We start from the raw sequence: 18,575 nt of genomic DNA, 5'->3' as shown, positions 1-18,575 counted from the left end.
CAGCGTCAACCCAACCAGGACAAAGCAATGCAAGAGACAAGAATGACGATCGGCGGTCGCGCGGTGCCAGGCACGGCCTCCTTCGAAGTGCGCAACCCCGCCAACGGCCAGGTGATCGGCACCGCGCCGAACGGTTCGCGCGACGACCTCGCCGCCGCCGTGGCCGCCGCGCAGAAGGCCTTCACGAGCTGGTCGCGAAAGTCCGACGACGAACTGGCCGCCGCCTGTCGCGCCGTCACCGAGAAGATCGGCGCGCACGCCGAAGAGCTGGCGCGCCTGCTCACGCTGGAGCAGGGCAAGCCGCTCAACGGCCTGGGGTCGCGCTGGGAGCTGGGCGGCGCCGCGGCCTGGGCCGGCGCCACCGCGGCGCTGTCGCTGCCGCCGCGCGTGCTGCAGGACAACGCGCAGGGCCACGTCGAGATCTTTCGCAAGCCCGTGGGCGTGGTCGGCTCGATCACGCCGTGGAACTTCCCCGTGCTGATCGCCGTGTGGCACGTGCTGCCGGCGCTGCGCACGGGCAACACGGTCGTCATCAAGCCTTCGCCCTACACGCCGCTGGCCACGCTGCGCTTTGTCGAGCTTCTCAACGAGGTGCTGCCCGAAGGCGTGGTCAACAGCGTGAGCTGCGACGACCGCTCCTCCAACCTCGGCGCCGACATGGCGAGCGACCCGGTCATCCGCAAGATCGTGTTCACCGGCTCCTGCGCCACCGGCAAGAAGGTGATGCAGTCGGCCGCCAGCACCATGAAGCGGCTCACGCTCGAACTCGGCGGCAACGACGCCGGCATCGTGCTGCCCGACGCCGACCCCAAGGGCATCGCCGAAGGCCTGTTCTGGGGCGCGTTCCTCAACAACGGCCAGACCTGCGCGGCCATGAAGCGGCTGTACGTGCACGCCAGCATCCACGACGAGGTGTGCGAGCACCTCGCGGCCTTTGCGAAGCAGGTGCCGATGGGTGACGGCATGGACGAGAAGAACGTGCTCGGCCCGGTGCAGAACCGCATGCAGTTCGACAAGGTCGCGCGGCTCGTGGCCGACGCGAAAAAGAAGGGCCAGGTGCTCACCGGCGGCGAGCCGGGCGAGGGTCTGTTCTTCCCCGCGACCATCGTCGCGGGCCTGAAGAACGGCGATGCGCTGGTCGACGAAGAACAGTTCGGGCCCGCGCTGCCCATCATTCGCTACACCGACGTCGAGGACGCCATCCGCGCCGCCAACGACAGCGAGAACGGCCTCGGCGGTTCCGTGTGGTCCAAGGACATCGAACATGCCAAGCGCATCGCGTCGCGCCTGGAGTGCGGCTCGGTGTGGATCAACAAGCACGGCGCCATCCAGCCCAACGCGCCCTTCGGCGGCGTGAAGGCTTCGGGGCTCGGCGTGGAGTTCGCGGAAGAAGGGCTGAAGGAGTACACCGACGCGCAGGTGATCTTCTCCTGACGCAGTGCAGAGCGTGGCGTGCGCCACGCTCTGTTCAGGTGCGCAGCGCGGCGGTCAGTGCGCCGAGCAGCGCATCGGTCTCGATCAGGCTCGGCGGATGGATCGGCGCCGGCCACGTGCTGTGGATCGCGACCACGAGCCGCTCCTTCGGATGGATGTAGACCTGCTGGCCGAAGATGCCGAGCGCGGCGAACAGGCCGCCGTCGAGTCCGGGCAGTGCCTTCGCGCCGGTCGGGAAGGTCCACCACTGGTAGCCGTACCCCATCGGTTCGAAGCCCGCGAGCGTGCCGGGCGCGAGGTGGCTCGATGCATCGACGCGCGTGGCATCGGCCACCCAGCCGTCGGGCAGCACCTTCTGGCCGCCGGCCATGCCGCCGCCGAGCACGAAAAGGCCGAAGCGCCCGAAGTCGCGCAGCGTGGCGTTCACGCCGCTGCCGGTGAACTCCTGGCCATCGACCGCATCGAGCTGCCAGTACGCATCGGCCTCCATGCCGAAGGGCGCCCAGATCTTTTGCGAGAGGTAGTCGCTGATCGGCCGGCGGATCGCGCTGGCCAGGATCTCGCCGACCAGGCAGGTCTCGCCGGTGCTGTAGTTGAAGCGCGTGCCCGCAGGTGCCACGCGCGGGCGCTGCGCCATGAACTTCAGCACGGCGCCTTTTTCGCGCGTGAGCTGCACGCGCATCAGCTGGCGCCGGTCGGAGTCGGCGTCGAGGTAGTCCTCGTTCCACGCCACGCCCGAGCTCATCTGCAGCACCTGCTTCACCGTCACGTCGTCGTAGGCCGAGCCACTCAATGCGGGCAGGTAGCGCACCACAGGATCGTCGAGGCTGGCGATGTGGCCATCTTTCACGGCCGCACCGACCAGCGTGGAGGTCAGCGATTTCGCGACCGAGAACGACAGCCACTTCGTCGCTGCATCGTTGCCCATGGCGTAGCGCTCGAGCACGACATGGCCGTCCTTGATCACCAGCAGGCCGGCCGTGTGGTTGCGCGCCATGAAGCCGTCGATGCCGAAGCGCTGCGCGTCGACGGGCGTGCCTTCGGGCAGCAGATGCACTTGCGTGCCGCGCCGGATCGCGCGCGTCGCGTAGAGCCGGTCCATCTGGCGGTAGGTTGGCGCCTGCAGTGCGGGCGCCAGCGTCATCAGGTCTTCGTAGCGGCCGATGGCCTCGTCGGGCGCGGTCATTTTGCAGCAGGCCGGTTCAGCCCCAGCGTCGGCGTCTCGTCGAAGAAGTTCCAGGGCTTGAGCAGCGCATGCACCCATTCGGTCGGCATGATCGGCCACTCCTCGGCGCGCGCGACGTGCGTGGTGCCGGTGGTGAGCCACACCACGTTGTCGGTGTTCACGATCTCCTGGTTGTCGGCCGTGAACTGGCCCAGGCCCGTGTCCTTGTTGGAGCGGTTCGGGTACTTGCCTTCGGGGAACAGCTCCTCCGGGTCGTAGCGCGTCACCCAGAGCTGGCGGTCCATGAAGCTCAGGCGGTGGTTGATCCACTCGTCCTTCGCGAAGTTGGCGCCCTTGGCAATCGGGTGCGTGCCGCCCGCGTACGGCACGAGCTGGTACGACACCGGGTTGCCGACCTTGTTGTTGCGCGCCGGGTTGCTCAGCAGGCGGATGGTCGAAGGGTCGAACTTCTGCGCCGCCTCCTGCTCGGTGCGCACCGTGCGCTGCACCGTCTGCATGGTGCTGGTGCGCGGGCCGCCGCGCGTGTTGGGCAGCACGACGGGGTCGACCTCGGTGAGCGTGTTCTGCTCGCCGTCCACATCGAGGTCGAGGCGGAAGTTGTAGATGTGCTGGTGCGTGGTGCCGACGATGTGGTGGTCCAGCAGCGTGCCGTAGCGCGTGTCCTCGGCGGCCGTGGGGTCCTGCATGGTGCGCGACTTCACGCCCTTCACCGCCTCGATGCCGGTGGCGCCGGCGTGGATGCCGATGGTGCCGTTCTCGGCGAAGACCCAGTCGAACAGGTAGTCGTAGTTGCCCACCGTGCTGATCCAGCGCACCACCAGCTCGCGCCGCTCGGTGCTGATGTTGGGTTTGCCCATTTCCTGGTGCTTGAACTCGGGGTCGGCATAGCGCTCGAAGACGGCGATGGCGCGCGGCACCTTGGTGGGCGCGCCGGTGTAGTCGGCCAGCGTGGCGTCCAGCAGCACGGCGTTCTGCGGCGCGTCCTTGTTCGGCTCGATGGGCGAGGTGAGCGTGCCCATGCCGTACTCGCCCGAGTCGAGATACGCCTTGAAGTACCAGCCGGTGTCGGGGTCGCCGTAGGGCACGATCATGCCGCCCAGCGAGCCTTCGTACATCACCTTGCGCTTCGTGCCCTTGTCGTTGTACGTGACGGTAGAGAGCACCAGGCCCACGCGCGAGTCGAGCCGCACGTGGAAGTCCCAGTTGCGCCAGTGCATCGTGTGGCCGGTGATCGTGTAGTTCTTGCCCTCGGGCTCGGTGATCTCCAGCGGCTTGGGCGCGGGCGTGGCCGCGCGGTCGCGCCCGTCGTAGGGCGTGGGCTTGAGCGGCACGGGCACCAGGCCGCCGTCCTCGATCTTGATGACCTTCTTCTGCTCCAGGTCGACCACCGCCACCAGGCCCTCGATGGGGTGTGCCCAGTAGTTGCCGTCGCCCACGTCCAGGTAGCTCACCACCTTCAGCAGGCGGTCTTCCTGACGCAGCGAATCCTTGCCGTCGAAGTAGCCCACGGTGAGCGGCGTGGCCACCACCTTCTTCACGTCGGCGATGCCGCGCGTGGCGAGCGCCTTGGCGTAGTCGGGGCTGGCCTCGATGGCGCTCTGCACGGTGGCGAAGTCGTCCAGCAGCACCATGCCGTGCGCGCCTTCGATCGGTTTCCATGCGGTGAGGGTGCGCGCCGCGAGATCGACCGTGCCCTCGATGACCTTCTTGCCGTCCAACGCCACGAAGGCCGCCTGGCGCGGCGCGCGCACGGGCTGGCCGGTGAGCGCGAAGTTCCAGACCTCGTCCTTGGGCGGGCGCTTCACGCTGATCTCGGTGAAGCGCAGGCCGGCCTTGTGGCGCCCCGAGGCCTTGAGCACCTCGAGCGTGGCCTGGATCTCGGCCTCGGTGAGCGGGTTCAGCGGGTTGGGCACGCGCTCGACCACGAAGGTCTTGTCCAGGCTGGACTGGAACACCTGGTTCACGAAATCGTGCGGCACGTAGGCCGCGCCCTTGCGCATGACGACGGGCACATCGAGCTGCATCGGCTGGCCGTTGACCAGCGCCGTCTTCGAGCCGGGCTTCAGGCGCACCAGCGTGCCGTTGCGCGCCACGGTGAACACGTTGGCAAAGCTGTCCCAGCGCAGCGTGCCTCCGAAGTCTTCCACCGTCTTCTTCAGCGGCACCATGTGGGCCGCGCCGCCGTGGGCCCGGGCCGGCTCAATGCTCAGGGGGCCGAGGGCGAGCGCCAGGGCAGAGGCCAGGGCGGTGCCCAGGAGACGCCGTGCGGCGCCGCGGCCGGGCGTTCGGTGGTAGCTGCTGCGCATGGCTGCATCCTTCTTCGCGTGTGGTGGTGGACAACCGCGAAGGTAAGAGCGCCGCCGGCGCGGGCGTTATCAAGATTTGGCAAACCACCGTGCGCGCGTGGCGGACGGCAGCTCGCCGAACAGGCGCGCGTAGTCGATGGCAAAGCGCGACAGGTGCCAGAAGCCCCAGCGCGCGGCGATGTCTCCGATGGTGTCCTCGCGGCAGGCCTGCATCTCGCAGCGCACGCGGTTCAGGCGCATCACGCGCAGGTAGGTGACGGGGCTCAGGTGCAGCACGTCCTCGAAGGCGTACTGCAGCGAGCGGCGCGACACGCCGGTGGCCGCGCACAGGTCGGGCACGCTGATGGGCTCGTCGGCGTGCGCTTGCATGTACTCGCGCGCCTTGGCCACGATGTGGCGGCGCGCCGCCGAACTGGCGGGCAGCCGGGCCTCGAAGGCCTCGGAGCCCATGCACTGCAGCACCGCGTCGGCCAGCGACAGCGACAGCATGTGGCGCGCGGCCGGCTGTTCGAGCTGCGCGAGGTTGTCGCGCGCCAGCGACAGGGCGGCGCCCAGCAGGCGGGTGAAGGCGGTTTCGTCGAAGCCGGGGTGCTGCACCGGCGCGGGCGCCGGCATGCGCAGCGCGAAGTCGGGGCCGAACAGGGTGGTGGCCAGCTTGGCCAGCGGCTCGGTGTCGACGCACACGGCCATCAGGTCCATGCCGGCGCCGGCCAGCAGCTCGAACTCGCGCTGCGGCGACAGCGCGATGAGCCGCCGCCCGTCCAGGTCATGGCCGCAGTACCAGCTGCCCGGGGCCGTCACGTCGATCACGGCCAGGCACAGGGCGCCCGGGCGGCCGTGGCCGTGTTGCAGCACCGTCTGGTTGGCGTGTTCGTGGAACACCTGCACGAAATCCAGGTGCAGGTCTTCGGACAGCCCCTCGAAGCGGCCGTTCGACAGCTGCTCGTAGTGCTGCTTCCAGGTGCCCACGCCCGAGGCTTGGGCCTGGGCTTCGGCGGTGAGTTGTCGGCTGAAGTGAAGAAGCTCGGTCATGGTGCGCGCTGGCGCAGTTGCCATCGCCCCACCGATGAGCAGAAACCGTGCCTGTCACGGCGCAGTGTGTGGGAAGCGCCGCCGGCCGACCATGTTGCTTACCCTTGGTCAGGGCCGCTCAGGCGTTCATTCGAGCGTCAGGCCGATGTCCTTCACCAGCGCGCCCCAGTCCCGCAGGTCGCTGCGGATCGTGGCGGTGAACTGCTCGGGCGTGTTCTGCGGCAGGTCGTTGAAGTTCAGCTCGTACATGCGGCGCACCACCGCGGGGTCGCGCAGCACCTGGTTCACGGCTTCGTTGAGCTTCTTCACGACGGCGGGCGGCGTCTTGGCCGGCGCCATCAGGCCGTACCAGGCGTAGGTGGTGAAGGGGTAGCCGCTCTCGGTCATGGTGGGCACGTCGGGCAGCATCGGGATGCGCGAGGGGCCGCTGTTGGCCAGCGCCCGGATGCGGCCGGCGCGCACGATCTCCACGGTCGAGGAGATGTCGGCGAAGGCCGCATCGACCTGGCCGCCCACGAGGTCCTGCACGCAGGGGCCGCTGCCCTTGTAGGGCACGTGCGTCATCACGAGGCCGGCCTGCTTCTTCAGGCTTTCCATCGCCAGGTGGCCGCCCGAGCCGTTGCCCCACGAGCAGTAGCTGAGCTTGTCGGGGCGCGCCTTGGCGTAGGCGACGAACTCCTGGATCGTCTTCACCGGCAGGTCCTTGCGCACCAGCAGCAGGTTGCCGCCGCGCCCGACCTGGGCGACGGGCATGAAGTCCTTCAGCGGGTCGTAGGGCAGCTTCTTGTAGAGGCTGGGGTTCACCACCATCGTCGCGGCGTAGGTGAACAGCAGCCGGTAGCCGTCGGGCGTGGAACGCGCCACCACCTCGCTGCCGAGGATGCCGTTGGCGCCCGGGCGGTTGTCGACCACGAAGGGCTGCTTCAGGATCTTGCCGAGGCCGTCGCCGATCAGCCGTGCGATGGTGTCGGTGCCGCCGGCCGCCGCGGTGGGCACCACCAGCGTCACGGGCTTGTCGGGGTAGCTGTCGGCCTGTTGTGCGTGGCTGGCCGTTGCCAGTGCGGCCAGGGAGCAGGCGGCCAGCAGCGTGCGCAGGCCGAAGCGGAATGGTGTTGTCGTTGTCATGGTCCGTGTCTCCGATGGAAAGGCTTCAGCGGATGCCGAAGCGCGCCTGCGTGCCCTGTTCGATCATGTCCGCGCCCACGCGATACAGGTTGCGCGAGACGTAACTGGGCACTTCGCGTGCCCGCTCGCGCAGCCATTCGGCCTTGAGCGAGCGCGCCTCGGCGATCTCGGTGGCCTCGCCCTCGGCGGTGGCCAGCAGGTCGATCACGTGCAGCGCGAGCTGCCACTGCCTGCCCGCCGCCAGCGCGCGTGCCTGGTCGATCACGCCGCGCTTGTCGGTGATGGCGTCGGCCACCGCGCGGCCGATGGCCTCGGGCGTGGCCGGGTGCAGCGAGGTCGGGTTGCGGTCCCACCAGCCGTTCTCCGAGCGGTAGATGTCGCGCACGATGTAGCCCGGGTCGCCGTAGGTGGGCTTCATCCACTCGACCGCGAACAGCTCGTCGGGAAAGCGGATGCGCGCCAGGATGTCGCGCTCGTTGAGCCCCTCGTTCATGAGCCGCACCACCTCGGCGCGCACCCAGCGCAGCGCGCGGGCCGTGTGCACGAGCACGTGCTGCACCTGGTCTTCGCCCTCGAGCGTGGCGCCGAATTCGCGCACGGCCTTGCGCGGCTTCAACGCCGCCAGCGCCTCCAGCGTGTCGGCCCAGCGCACCGTGTCGCGCATCGTGCGAAAGGGCGTGCCGATGTTGGGAATGGAGTCGATCAGCGCCGCGCCGCCGTACAGCACGCGCTGCGCCGGGCTCCACAGCGCGATCGCGTCGTCGGTTTCCGAGGGCGCCCAGCGCAGCTCGATGCGGCGCTCGCCGCTGCCGATCTGCAGCACGTCGTCGAAGGTCTCGGTGGGCGGGTGTGTCACCAGCCGGTGGTCGAAGAAGCCGGCGGGGCGGTTGAACTGGATCTCGGCCATGCGGTGCTGCAGCGCCAGCGTCTCGCGGTAGCGCGCCAGGCGGCGCGGCACGTTGCGGTGCGCAATGATGCGCGGCGGCGCATCGCCGCGCGCGGCGGCATGGGCCAGCCACATCGGCACGCCGGCGTTGTAGCCGATGTGGCCGTGGCTGAAGCACAGCGCATGCACCGGCGCGTCGCTGAGCTGGCGCAGCGCGTCGATCATGCCCTGCGTCACCGAGCCGCCCGGGCCGGCGTCGATCACGACCAGGCCCACGTTGGTCTCGGCCACGAACGATTGGCCCTGCCCGCGCAGGATGTGCAGGCCCGGCGCGACGGTCTCGGTGCCGGTGCCGACGATGAGGAAGGGCTTTTCTTCTTCTGTGGCTTTTGGTTTTTCAGCGGTGGCGCTCATGCGGAATCCTTGGTGACGGTGAGGGGCGGCAGCTGGTAGCGGCCGTCGAGCAGTTCGGCGCGCGGCACGTAGGCGCGCAGGCACAGGTAGAAGCTGCCTTCGGGCGCGGGCAGCCAGTTGGCGCGCGCGGCGTCGCCTTCGGGGCGCGCGTGCTGGATGTGCAGCGTGAGCCCGCCGTCCGCATCGCGCCGCAGTCCCGGCGTGCGGTCGCCGACGGCGTAGCGGTCGATGGGGTTGTCGACCAGCATGTAGTCGCGCGTGTCGTACATCGTGAGCGACCAGAAAGCGTCGACCGGCGGCAGCGCGTCGGGCGCGAAGCGCAGCGTGTAGCGGCGCTGGCCGGTGAGCGCTTCGCCGGTGGCGTCGTGCCAGGCCATCGGGTAGGTGGCCTCGCGGCTTTCGAGCATGCCGATGTACTTGAGCGCGATCAGCGCGCGCGCCAGGTGGTCGTCGCCGAAGGAACCTTCCACGAGCGGCATCTGCACCCAGCCCGAGGCCGTGGTGCGGCCCGACTGCGCCTCGCGCAGCCGGGGCAGCACGGTGTCGAGCGCGGCCTGCAGCGCGGCGCGCTGGCCGTCGTCGAGCGCGCCTGCGCCGGGCCCGATCCCGAGCGCCGCATAGCGCGCGAGCTGCGCGGCATCACCAGCCGGCGGTGCGTTGTCGCGCAGCGCCGCGTTCACCTGCGCGGCGAAGTGCGCGGCGGTGAGCGGTGCCTTCGGATCGCAGCCCGGGTCGAAGGCGCGCGGCGCCGAGCGGCGGCCGGCCTCCCAGTCGGCCAGCGTGCGCACGAGAAAACCGTCCTGCAGCGCGTTGACGGCGGGCACGTCCTGCGGGCCATCGACCAGCAGGCGTCCGATGATCCACAGCCAGCGCGTGGGCGCCTCGATGCGCGCGCCCGGCGCGTCGAAGGCCGCGGGCAGCGTGCCGCGCCATCCCGGCGGCGTGACCACGAAGGCGCGCGCCGCCGTGCCCGTGAGGCGCTGGCCCAGGTGGGCGAAGGGGTTGGTGAAGAAGTCGAGCAGACCCAGCACGTAGTAGCGCCCGGCGGTGTCGGGCACGTCGATCACGAGCGGGCCCTCGCCCAGGTCGAGCCAGGCGTTGGTGTAGAGCGTGTCGTTGTTCGGCGTGACGACGCGGCTCTTGCCCGCGCCCAGCAGCTGGCGCGCGTGCGTGAACACGTTGCACCAGCGCAGCGGCTTGGGCGCCTCGCCGGCGGCGTCGGTGCGCTGCGGCGAGGTGGCTGCGCGCATGCGGCACATCTCGTACAGCGGGTAGGCGTAGACCACGGCCTCTTCGGCCAGGGCTTGCAGGATGTCGGTGTGCGGCTGCATCGTGCTCAGCCCTGTTGTGCCTGCAGCGGCGGGATGCGCCAGCCCTGCACGCCTTCGCGCGGGTAGTACATGCGCAGGATCAGGTAGAAGCGCCCGGCCGGCGCGGGCAGCCAGTTGGCGGCGTCGGCAGGGCGTGCGTGGCTCACCACCAGCTCCAGGCTGCCGTCGGCGTTGCGCTTCAGCCCGGGCGTGCGGTCGCCGATGGCGTGGCGGCGGATGTCGTTGGGGTAGAGGAAGCGGTCGGTGTCGTACAGCGTGACCGACCAGAAGGCGTCCGCGGGCGGCAGGTCGCCGGCCTCGAAGCGCATCGTGTAGCGGCGCTGGCCGTCCAGCGGTTCCTGCGTCGCGTCGTGGTGCGCGGCGGCGTACACCGCCTCGCTGGTGGCCAGCGCGCCCAGGCCCAGGTAGGCGGTGCGCGCGCGGCCGAGGAACTCGTTGCCGTAGCGGCCGGTGGCCGGCGTCATCGACCAGGGCTTGGGCCGGCGGTTGCGGCCCACGGCGCCGACCAGCTGCACGCCCTCGGCGAAGCCTTCGATCAGGCCTTCGCGCAGCGGTGCCTCCAGCGCGTCCCACGAGAACGCGGCGTTCGCCAGCAGCCCGCCCTGGCCGAACCACGCCACGAGCGCGCGGTCTTCCACGCGGCCCGGCGCCTCGGCCAGCGCGTGGCACACGTTGGTGAAGAAGCGCGGCGCCACTTGCGCGGCCGGCTCGCCGTGCTCGAAGGCGGCGGCCATGGCGTCTTCGTGCGGGCCGGCCCACTGTTCGATGGCGGATGGGCGGCCTTGCAGCACGGTGCCGGGCGCGGGCTTCAGTTGGATCTCCGACTGCAGCGCGCGCGCCGCCGGCCAGTCGCTCTCGTCGCCCACCAGGATGCGGCCGATGAGCCAGACCAGGTCGGTCGGGCAGCGCACCACGCGGTGGGCGGCTGCGAGCGATTCCGGCACGGTGCCGCCGGGGCCCACGAGCACCACGGTCTCGCCCTCGGGGTTGCAGTTGCGCGGGCCCAGGTTCTCGAAGTTCTCGGTGTAGGCGTCGTACAGCGGCAGCACGAAGTAGCGCCCCGGGTGGCGCGCCGACGCGGGCACGGTGAGCAGCATCGGCCCGTGCGCCAGGTGCAGCCAGGCCATGGTGTAGAGCAGGTCGTTGGCGGGCGTGACCACGTCGCGGTCTTCGTGGGTGGACGGGCGCGGCGCGTGGTGCAGCGTGTTCAGCGGCGCGCGCACATCGGAGCCGGCCGAGGCGCCGCTGCGGCGTTCGGCGCGCGGCGCGGTCTGCAGGGCGCAGGTGCGGTAGGTCTCGGTGAGCGGATAGCCGTAGACGAAGGCGGCCAGGCCGATGGAGCGGGCGAGCGCCTTGCGGGCGGCGGCGATGTCGGGCACGGGAGCGGGAGCGTTCATGGGAAGGACCTCGGGGTTCGGAAAGAGGGAGAAGGGAAGGCGGTTCAGTCGAGCTTCACGCCCGTGGCCTGCGTGAGCTTCAGCGTCACGGGCAGAAAGGCCTTGTAGGCCGCGGCGGCCTCGGGCGGCAGGTTGCCCACGGGCTCGGCGCCGAGCTCCTCGATGCGCCGGCTCACCTCGGGCTGGCGCACCACCGCGCTGACCTCGCGGCCCAGGCGCTCGACGATGGCGTCGGGCGTCTTGGCCGGCGCCATCAGCGAGGTCGGGCCGGTCATGGCGTAGACCTCGTCGGCGTAGCCCTGCTCGGCGAAGGTGGGCACGTCGGGCAGCGCGCGGGCGCGCCGCGGGCCGGCCACGGCCAGCGGGCGCAGCTTGCCGGCCTTGATGTACGGCTGCAGCGTGGTGACCGAGCCCACGGTCATCTGGATCACGCCGCCGATCAGGTCGATCGCCATCGGGCTCTCGCCCTTGTAGGGCACGTGCATCGTCTGCAGGCCGTAGGCCTTGTCCATGTAGACCTGCACCTGGTGCGGCTGCGTGCCGGGGCCCCACGAGCCCATCGAGTACTTGCCGGGCGCGGCCTTGGCGGCGGCGATCAGGCTCTTGAAGTCGGTGGCCGGCACCGAAGGGTGCACCGCCAGCACGGTGCGCGTGGTGGCGATGTCCGACACCATGCGCAGGTCGGTGCGCGGGTCGTAGGGCAGCTTGCTGTAGAGCACCAGGTTCGCCGTGACGGGCCCCGGCACCGTGAGCAGCAGCGTGTGGCCGTCGGGCGGGCTCTTGGCGACGTAGTCGGTGCCGATGATGCCGCCCGCGCCGCTGCGGTTCTCGACCACCACCGGCTGGCCCAGCCGCTTCGACAGGCCCTCGGCCACGAGCCGCGCGAGGATGTCGGTCGAGCCGCCCGCCTGGTACTGCACGATGATGCGCACGGGCTTGGAGGGGAAGGGCGCCTCCGTGGCTGCCGCCGCCGCGCCGGCCGCGAGCACCAGTGCCGCGCTCGCGCCGAGTGCGCGCCCGAGTCCGTTCTTCGATGTCGTCGTCATGCGATGTCTCCGGTGGTTGTTGTCGTTCTTCAGCGTGCGCGGCCGACGACCAGCGCGTCGACCGCCACGCAGCCGCCCTCGGCCTGCGGGCGCGCGATCAGCGGGTTGATCTCGGCGCTGTCGAGCGAGTCGCCCGCGCGCTGCGCGAAGTCGGCGAGCGCGCACAGCGCGTCGGCGATCGAGTCGAGGTCGACCGGCGGGCGGCCGCGTGCGCCGTTCAGGATCGCGAATGCGCGCAGCTCGCGCACCATGGCCAGCGCGTCGTCGCGCGTGACCGGCAGTGCGCGCAGCGACACGTCGCGCAGCGTCTCGACGTGGATGCCGCCCAGGCCGAACATCAGCACCGGCCCGAACACCGGGTCGCGGTGCACGCCCGCGATGCACTCGACGCCGCCCGTCAGCATGCGCGCCACCAGCGCGCCGTCGAGCCGCGCCTCGGGCCGTGCGGTGAGCGCGAGGTCGCGCGTGCGCTCGAAAGCCGCGCGCGCCTGCGCCGCGCCGCGCAGCCCGAGCGCCACGCCGCCGACGTCCGACTTGTGCGGGATGTCGGCGCTGACGATCTTCACCACCACCGCCTCGCCGAGCGTCTCGGCGGCGGCCGCCGCTTCGTCGGCGCTGCGCACCACGCGGTGCGCGACCACGGGCACGCCGGCATCGGCCAGCAGTGCGAGCGCATCGGGCTCGGACATCGTGCCGGGCGCGAGCGTCAAAGGCGCCTTGGTTGATGCGGGCGTTGCAGCCGCCGCAGCCGCAGGCTTCAGACCCGCGAGCGCGGCGATCGTGCGGATGCCGTCCGACGGGTCGGCGAACACCAGGCAGCGCATCGCTTCGAGCTCGGCGCGACGTTCGGGCGACAGCAGCGTGCTCACCGCCAGCAGCGTGTCGGGATAGGCCTCGCGCAGCGAGCTCACCAACGAGCGCAGCACCGGCCAGAACGCGTCCGACGCGCCCGCGGCGGCCAGAAAGCCCATCCACGAGGCGAAGCCCTGGTCGTCCAGCATCACGCGGGCCGTGCGATCGATCAGCGTCATGTCGTTGGTGACCTGGCCCGTGATGTCGACCGGGTTGCGCGGTGCCGCGAAGGGCACCCAGCGGCGCAGCGTGTCCTGCGCGGCCTCGCTCAGCGGGCGGGCGTCCAGGCCCTGGGCCGACGCCTCGTCGGCCATCAGCGCGCCGACGCCGCCCGAGAGCGTGAACAGGCCGATCGAGCGGTCGCGCGGGCGGCCCGCCACGGCCGCGCTGTGGGCCAGGTCGAAGAACTCCGTGAGGTTGCGCGCGCGCAGCACGCCGTACTGGCGGAACACGGCGTCGTACACCGCGTCGTCGCCCGCCAGCGCGGCGGTGTGCGAGGCCGCGGCCTCGGCGCCCAGCGCGGTGCGCCCGACCTTGACCATCACCACCGGCTTGCCGTTGGCCTGCGCCAGGGCCAGCGCGGCGCGCAGGCGGGGGCCGTCGCGGCAGCCTTCCATGTAGGCCATGATCACGTCGGTGTCGGGGTCCTGCGCGAGCCAGGCCAGGCAGTCGGCGACCTGCACGTCGGCCTCGTTGCCGGTGGTGGCCCACAGCGACAGGCCGACGCCGCGCGCCCGCGCCATCGCGTAGGCATAGGCGCCGAACGCGCCCGACTGGCTCACCAGCCCGATGCGTCCCGGCATCACGCGGCCCACGCCGGGCGCCGGCGAGAAGGTGGCGTACACGTGGCGCGCGATGTTCATGAAGCCCAGGCAGTTGGGGCCGACCAGCCGCACGCCCGCGGCACGCGCCTTGTCGCCCAGCCGCGCCTGCGCCGCCGCGCCCTCGGCGCCCACTTCGGCAAAGCCCGAGGAGAACAGCACCACGCCCTTCACGCCCGCCGCGATGGCGTCGTCGAGCGCGCCGTCGACGAGCGCCGACGGCACCGCGAGGATGGCCAGGTCCACCGGCTGGCCGATGGCGCGCAGGCTGGGGTAGGCCGGCAGGTCCTGGATGCGGTCGGCGTTCGGGTTGACCGGGTACAGCGCGCCCTCGAAGCCGAAGCGGCGCTGGTAGTCGACGGGAATGCCGCCGATCTTCTGCGCGTTGGACGAGGCGCCGACCACCGCGATGGCACGCGGCGCGAACAGCGCCGACAGGGATTCGGCTTGCGAAGAAAAGAAGTCCATGGGCATGGCGGAGGGTTTGGAAGTCAGAAGTTGTGGCGGATGCCGGTGGCCAGCACGCGCACGTCGTTGCCGCTGTTGGGCGTGACGGCGATGGTCGCGAGCGAGGCCGAGGCGCCGTGCCGGTTCAGCAGGCGCAGCCAGCGCGCATAGACCACGGTGCGCTTGCTCAGGTAGTAGTCGTAGCCCAGCGTCCAGGCCAGCTGCGAGCGTTCGCTCTCGGCCACCTTGCGCTGCGTGGCGCCGAAGATCAGGTTCGAGGCCGGCGTCACGTTGTAGGTGGCGCCCAGGTTCACGAGCTTCGCGGTCGGCACGTTGGGCAGGCTCGAGGCGTTGCGCACGTAGCTGGCGTACAGCTGCAGGCCGATGGAGGGCAGCTCGTAGGAGCCGGTCAGCGCCTGGTAGGTCGTGGTGGCGGGCGAGGCCACGGGCGCCGCCGCCGAGCCCGAGCGCGCGCGCTGGAAGGCGTAGGCGATGTAGTACGGCTTGCGCGCCCAGCCGATGTTGCCGCCGTAGACGTTGCCGCTCTGGTGGCTCGGCGCGCTCGATTCGCCCGGTGCGTAGGCCAGGTCGGCAAAGAACTCCATGCTGGCCGGCGTGCGGTAGCGCACCATGTTGCTGGCGCGGGCCGCGAAGGGCGTGAGGCCGGGTTGCGCGTCGGTGGCCGCCACCAGGTTGATCGGCGAGAACACCGAGTTCAGGCCGTAGGGGTCGGCCTTGAACAGCGCGTAGAACATCGGCGTGTACATGCGGCCCGCGTCGATCTGCCCCCACGGCGCCGAGAAGCCGACGAAGGACTGCCGGCTGAACGACATCGCGGGGCCGGGCAGCGTGCCGTTGCCGGTGTCGGGCGCAAAGCCGCTCTCCAGCGTGAAGTGCGCGCCCAGGCCACCGCCCAGGTCCTCGGTGCCGCGAAAGCCGATGCGCGAGGCGGTCTGGCCGCCGTCCTCCAGCCGCGTGGAGGAGGCGGGGCCCGACCTGGCGTGCGCCACGTACAGGTCGAGCGTGCCGTAGACGCTCACGGTGCTTTGCGCGGACGCAAGGGCGCAGGCCGCGAGCGCGAGGGCTGCGGTGGCTGTCTTCTTCATTTGGGTTGTCTCCGGTGTGGCCGGTCGCCTGCGGGTGCAAGGCGGTGCCGCCTGTGTGCTTGTCGATGTCCGGGGCTTACGATAGAAATGAAGGGCCCCCGAATCTGTCAACGCTTTGACAGATTCGTGAACACCAGGGCAGGGAGAACCCGCTGACCCGACCACCTGCAACCCCCCCTCCCGACGCCGAAGACAGCGCCGAGCTGCTCGACCGCGCGCTGCGCTGGAACGAGCTGTTTTCCCAATGGCCCGACGCGCGCCGCGCCGAACTCATGAAGTCGGCGCGGCTGGTGCGCTACCGCCGCCGCACGCAGGTGCTGGCGCGCGACCGCCACAAGCGCGAGCTGCTGGCGGTGGTGTCAGGCTGCCTGGAGATCAGCAGCATGAGCCCGCAGGGGCGCAAGTACGTCAACGCGCTGCTGGGGCCCGGCCAGGTGGCGCCGCTGGTGCGCCTGCTCGAGGACGTGCCGCTGCCCTACGACTACCACGCGCACGAAGACTCGGTGATCGTCCACCTGCCCAGCGACGCCGTGATCGCGGTGCTCGACGCCGAGCCCGCGCTGTGGCGCGGCGTGGCCCGGCTGGGCCTGAAGCGCCAGCGGCTGAGCGTGGTGCTGCTGCAGAACCAGATGCTGAACTCGGTGCGCGGGCGCGTGGCCGCCACGCTGATGAGCGTGATCCACTTCTACGGCATGCAGGTGGAGGCCGCCGCGAGCTTGCCGGTGCGGCTGTCGCAGAACGACCTGGCGGCGATGCTGGGGTTGTCGCGCCAGACCATCAACAAGGAGCTGGGGCGGCTGGTCGCGGAAGGCGTGATCGACATGAGCTACAAGCGCATCCGCATCGTGGACCCCGACCAGCTCGCGGTCATCGCGACGGGCACCGGGCCGCAGTGAGCGGCGCGCACCGCAGCGCGCAGGCTCAGGGGTGGATCTTCTCGCCCTTGGCGAGCATCTCGACGAACTGCGCGATGCGCCGGGCGCGCGTCTCGGGTTTCTTCGCGCCCTGCGTACGGAACAGCACGGCGAAGCGGTTGCGCGCGTCGAGCGTGGCGAAGAAGGCCTTGGCCTTGCGGTTGGCGTCGAGCGCGGCCTGCAGGTCGGGCGGCACGGTGGCCACGCTCGGGGCGTCGTAGGCCGCCTCCCAGCGGCCGTCGGCGCGGGCGCGCTCCACCTCGGCCAGGCCGCCGGGCTGCATGCGGCCGTCGTCGATGAGCTTCAGGGCCTTGTCGCGGTTGATCTTCGACCAGATGCTGCGCGCGGTGCGCGGCGTGAAGCGCTGCAGGAAGAACTGCGCGTCCTGGCTCTTGCGCTGGCCGTCGATCCAGCCGAAGCACAGCGCGATCTCCAGCGCCTCGGGGTGGTCGACGGAGGCGATGCCGCTGGCCTTCTTCGCGATGCGCAGCCAGACGCCGGCGTGGCTCGCATGGTGTTTCTTGTACCAACGCAGCAGCGCGGCGGCGTCGGCGCATTCCAGCGGCGTGTCGTCGACGATGCGGTCCACCTTGACCGCGGTCTTCTTCGCCGCCGGGCTCATGGCACCCACCAGTAGCGCAGCGCGTGGAAGTAGATCGGCGCCGCGAAGATCACCGAGTCGAGCCGATCGAGCATGCCGCCGTGGCCTTCGATCATGGAGCCCCAGTCCTTCACGCCGCGGTCACGCTTGATGGCCGACATCACCAGCCCGCCGAAGAAGCCCAGGAGGCAGATCATGAAGGCCATGAGCGCCGCCTGCCACGGGTTGAAGGGCGTGGCCCAGTACAGCGCCGCGCCCATCGCGGTGGCGCTGGCCACGCCGCCGATCAGGCCTTCCCAGGTCTTGGAGGGCGAGAGTTCGGGCGCCACCTTGCGCTTGCCGAAGAGCTTGCCCCACACGTACTGCAGCACGTCGCTGCCCTGCACCACGATGACCAGGAAGGCGATCAGCAGCAGGTTGCGGCCCTCGAAGCCCGGAATCTGCAGCGTGAGCAGCGCCGGCACGTGGCTGATGCAGAACACGCACACCATCAGGCCCCACTGGATCTTCGAGGTGCGCTCCAGGAAGCGCTGCGTGTCGCCGCCCACGGCCGCCAGGATGGGCAGCAGCAGGAAGGCGTAGACCGGGATGTAGATCGAATACAGCCCGTACCAGTCGATCCAGATCAGGAAGTACTGGCCCGGCAGCGCCACGAAGAAGGCCAGCGCGATCGCGCCGTGGTCGCCGCGCCGCGTGTAGGCCAGGCTGATGAACTCGCGCAGCGCATAGAACGAGATCAGGTAGAACAGCACGATCACGCCGCCCTTGCCGAAGGCGAAGGCCAGGCCGATCACCGCCACCATCACCCACCACGCATTGACGCGCGAGTTGAGGTTGTCGATCACCGAGTGCGGCTGGCCGTTCGCCACGCGCCACTTGAGCAGCGCGCCGATGGCCGAGGCCAGCACGAGCACGCCGAAGACGCCGCCGAAGAGCTTGAAGGTGGTCCAGGCGAAGGGGGACATTTCGATCACGAGGCGGTCCCTCCGTTGGGTTCGATGCGGTCGTACTCCGGGCGCAGGTCGAGCATGGCCGTGCGCGCGCGCGCCAGAAAGGCGACCTTGTCTTCGCCTTCCTCGAGCCGGATCGGCGCGCCGAAGCGCACCGTGCAGGCCAGCGGGATCGGCACCAGCGTGCCCTTGGGCAGCACGCGCTTGAGGTTCTCGATCCACACCGGCACCAGCCGCACGGTGGGGCAGGCGCGCGCCAGGTGGAAGAGGCCGCTTTTCAGCGGCAGCAGGATGTCGTCGCCCGTGTTGCGCGTGCCCTCGGGGAACATGATGAGCGAGTCGCCGCCTTCCAGCGCCTCCTTCATCTGGTCGACCGGGTTGCCGCCCTGGCCCGAGCCGTCGCGGCGGATCATGAGCGCGTTGAACACGTCCTTGCCGATGAAGTTGCGCAGCTTCGAGGCCTCCCAGTAGTCCTGCCCGGCCACGGGCCGCGTGAGCGCGCGCAGGTCGGAGGGCAGCGTGGCCCACAGCAGCACGAAGTCGCCGTGGCTGGTGTGGTTGGCGAAGTACAGCGTCTGCTCGGCCTTGGGCGTGGTGCCCGACCAGATGGCGCGCACGCCGGTCAAAAGGCCGGCCGCGCCGATGATGAGCTGGCCCGCCACCACCGCGAGGCCGCGGCGCACGATGGCGCCGGGGCGGGCGCTGTCGTTGCCGTCGCCGTTGCTGC

At 70.6% G+C, this 18,575-nt stretch carries 15 protein-coding genes; 2 read left to right on the top strand and 13 right to left on the bottom strand.

All coding sequences use genetic code 11. The annotated features are described in order from the left end of the window. Positions 1–27 precede the first annotated feature (27 nt). Entirely contained in the window at positions 28–1,434 is a 1,407-nt protein-coding gene (locus AC07O4_RS22140) for an aldehyde dehydrogenase family protein (protein WP_495305686.1), read from the top strand. A gap of 34 nt (positions 1,435–1,468) precedes the next feature. Here the strand turns inward: AC07O4_RS22140 and AC07O4_RS22135 are convergent, their stop codons facing one another. From AC07O4_RS22135 to AC07O4_RS22090, 10 genes are all read right to left on the bottom strand, one after another. Further along, on the bottom strand, positions 1,469–2,620 hold the full coding sequence (locus AC07O4_RS22135; protein ID WP_495305685.1) for a serine hydrolase domain-containing protein: 1,152 nt from the start codon (positions 2,618–2,620) through the stop codon (positions 1,469–1,471). After that, entirely contained in the window at positions 2,617–4,926 is a 2,310-nt protein-coding gene (tynA, locus tag AC07O4_RS22130) for a primary-amine oxidase (RefSeq protein WP_495305684.1), read from the bottom strand. Before tynA ends, AC07O4_RS22135 begins: the two co-directional genes overlap by 4 nt. A gap of 69 nt (positions 4,927–4,995) precedes the next feature. Next, a complete protein-coding gene (locus AC07O4_RS22125) occupies positions 4,996–5,958 on the bottom strand; it encodes a helix-turn-helix domain-containing protein (protein WP_495267007.1) in 963 nt (320 codons plus the stop codon). 126 nt (positions 5,959–6,084) lie between these two features. Further along, a complete protein-coding gene (locus AC07O4_RS22120) occupies positions 6,085–7,083 on the bottom strand; it encodes a Bug family tripartite tricarboxylate transporter substrate binding protein (RefSeq protein WP_495305683.1) in 999 nt (332 codons plus the stop codon). 25 nt (positions 7,084–7,108) lie between these two features. Beyond that, complete coding sequence (locus tag AC07O4_RS22115) at positions 7,109–8,383, bottom strand: alkyl sulfatase dimerization domain-containing protein (protein ID WP_495305682.1); 1,275 nt, start codon at positions 8,381–8,383, stop codon at positions 7,109–7,111. Then, on the bottom strand, positions 8,380–9,714 hold the full coding sequence (locus tag AC07O4_RS22110; RefSeq protein ID WP_495305681.1) for a DUF1254 domain-containing protein: 1,335 nt from the start codon (positions 9,712–9,714) through the stop codon (positions 8,380–8,382). The genes AC07O4_RS22115 and AC07O4_RS22110 overlap by 4 nt, the downstream gene beginning before the upstream one ends. Before the next feature lie 5 nt (positions 9,715–9,719). Continuing rightward, positions 9,720–11,111 carry a DUF1254 domain-containing protein gene (locus AC07O4_RS22105; RefSeq protein ID WP_495305680.1) on the bottom strand — a complete coding sequence of 464 codons (1,392 nt, stop codon included), beginning with the start codon at positions 11,109–11,111 and terminating at the stop codon, positions 9,720–9,722. Positions 11,112–11,155: 44 nt separating this feature from the next. After that, the gene (locus AC07O4_RS22100; RefSeq protein WP_495305679.1) at positions 11,156–12,157 is read right to left on the bottom strand and encodes a Bug family tripartite tricarboxylate transporter substrate binding protein; all 1,002 of its coding nucleotides are present in this window, start codon (positions 12,155–12,157) and stop codon (positions 11,156–11,158) included. Positions 12,158–12,186: 29 nt separating this feature from the next. Then, the gene (locus tag AC07O4_RS22095) at positions 12,187–14,298 is read right to left on the bottom strand and encodes an acetate--CoA ligase family protein (RefSeq protein WP_495305678.1); all 2,112 of its coding nucleotides are present in this window, start codon (positions 14,296–14,298) and stop codon (positions 12,187–12,189) included. A gap of 23 nt (positions 14,299–14,321) precedes the next feature. Continuing rightward, on the bottom strand, positions 14,322–15,383 hold the full coding sequence (locus AC07O4_RS22090; RefSeq protein WP_495305677.1) for a porin: 1,062 nt from the start codon (positions 15,381–15,383) through the stop codon (positions 14,322–14,324). A 272-nt stretch (positions 15,384–15,655) separates the two neighbouring features. On the opposite strand from AC07O4_RS22090, the gene AC07O4_RS22085 reads away from it, so the two are divergent. After that, on the top strand, positions 15,656–16,279 hold the full coding sequence (locus AC07O4_RS22085) for a Crp/Fnr family transcriptional regulator (RefSeq protein WP_223301435.1): 624 nt from the start codon (positions 15,656–15,658) through the stop codon (positions 16,277–16,279). A gap of 25 nt (positions 16,280–16,304) precedes the next feature. On the opposite strand, the gene AC07O4_RS22080 is transcribed toward AC07O4_RS22085, so the two are convergent. The 3 genes from AC07O4_RS22080 to AC07O4_RS22070 are packed head-to-tail and all read right to left on the bottom strand — an operon-like array spanning position 16,305 to position 18,534. Further along, positions 16,305–16,919, bottom strand: a complete 615-nt coding sequence (locus tag AC07O4_RS22080; protein ID WP_495305676.1) for a YdeI/OmpD-associated family protein — start codon at positions 16,917–16,919, stop codon at positions 16,305–16,307. Next, the gene (locus AC07O4_RS22075; RefSeq protein ID WP_489062625.1) at positions 16,916–17,863 is read right to left on the bottom strand and encodes a phosphatidate cytidylyltransferase; all 948 of its coding nucleotides are present in this window, start codon (positions 17,861–17,863) and stop codon (positions 16,916–16,918) included. The genes AC07O4_RS22080 and AC07O4_RS22075 overlap by 4 nt, the downstream gene beginning before the upstream one ends. Positions 17,864–17,868: 5 nt before the next feature. Next, a complete protein-coding gene (locus AC07O4_RS22070; protein WP_487850299.1) occupies positions 17,869–18,534 on the bottom strand; it encodes a lysophospholipid acyltransferase family protein in 666 nt (221 codons plus the stop codon). Between the last annotated feature and the right edge of the window lie 41 nt (positions 18,535–18,575).

It is taken from the genome of Variovorax sp. GW821-FHT09D04 (assembly GCF_059416405.1).
The sequence above is the reverse complement of the archived record's forward strand: the minus strand, read 5'-3'. Positions and strand labels throughout refer to the sequence as shown.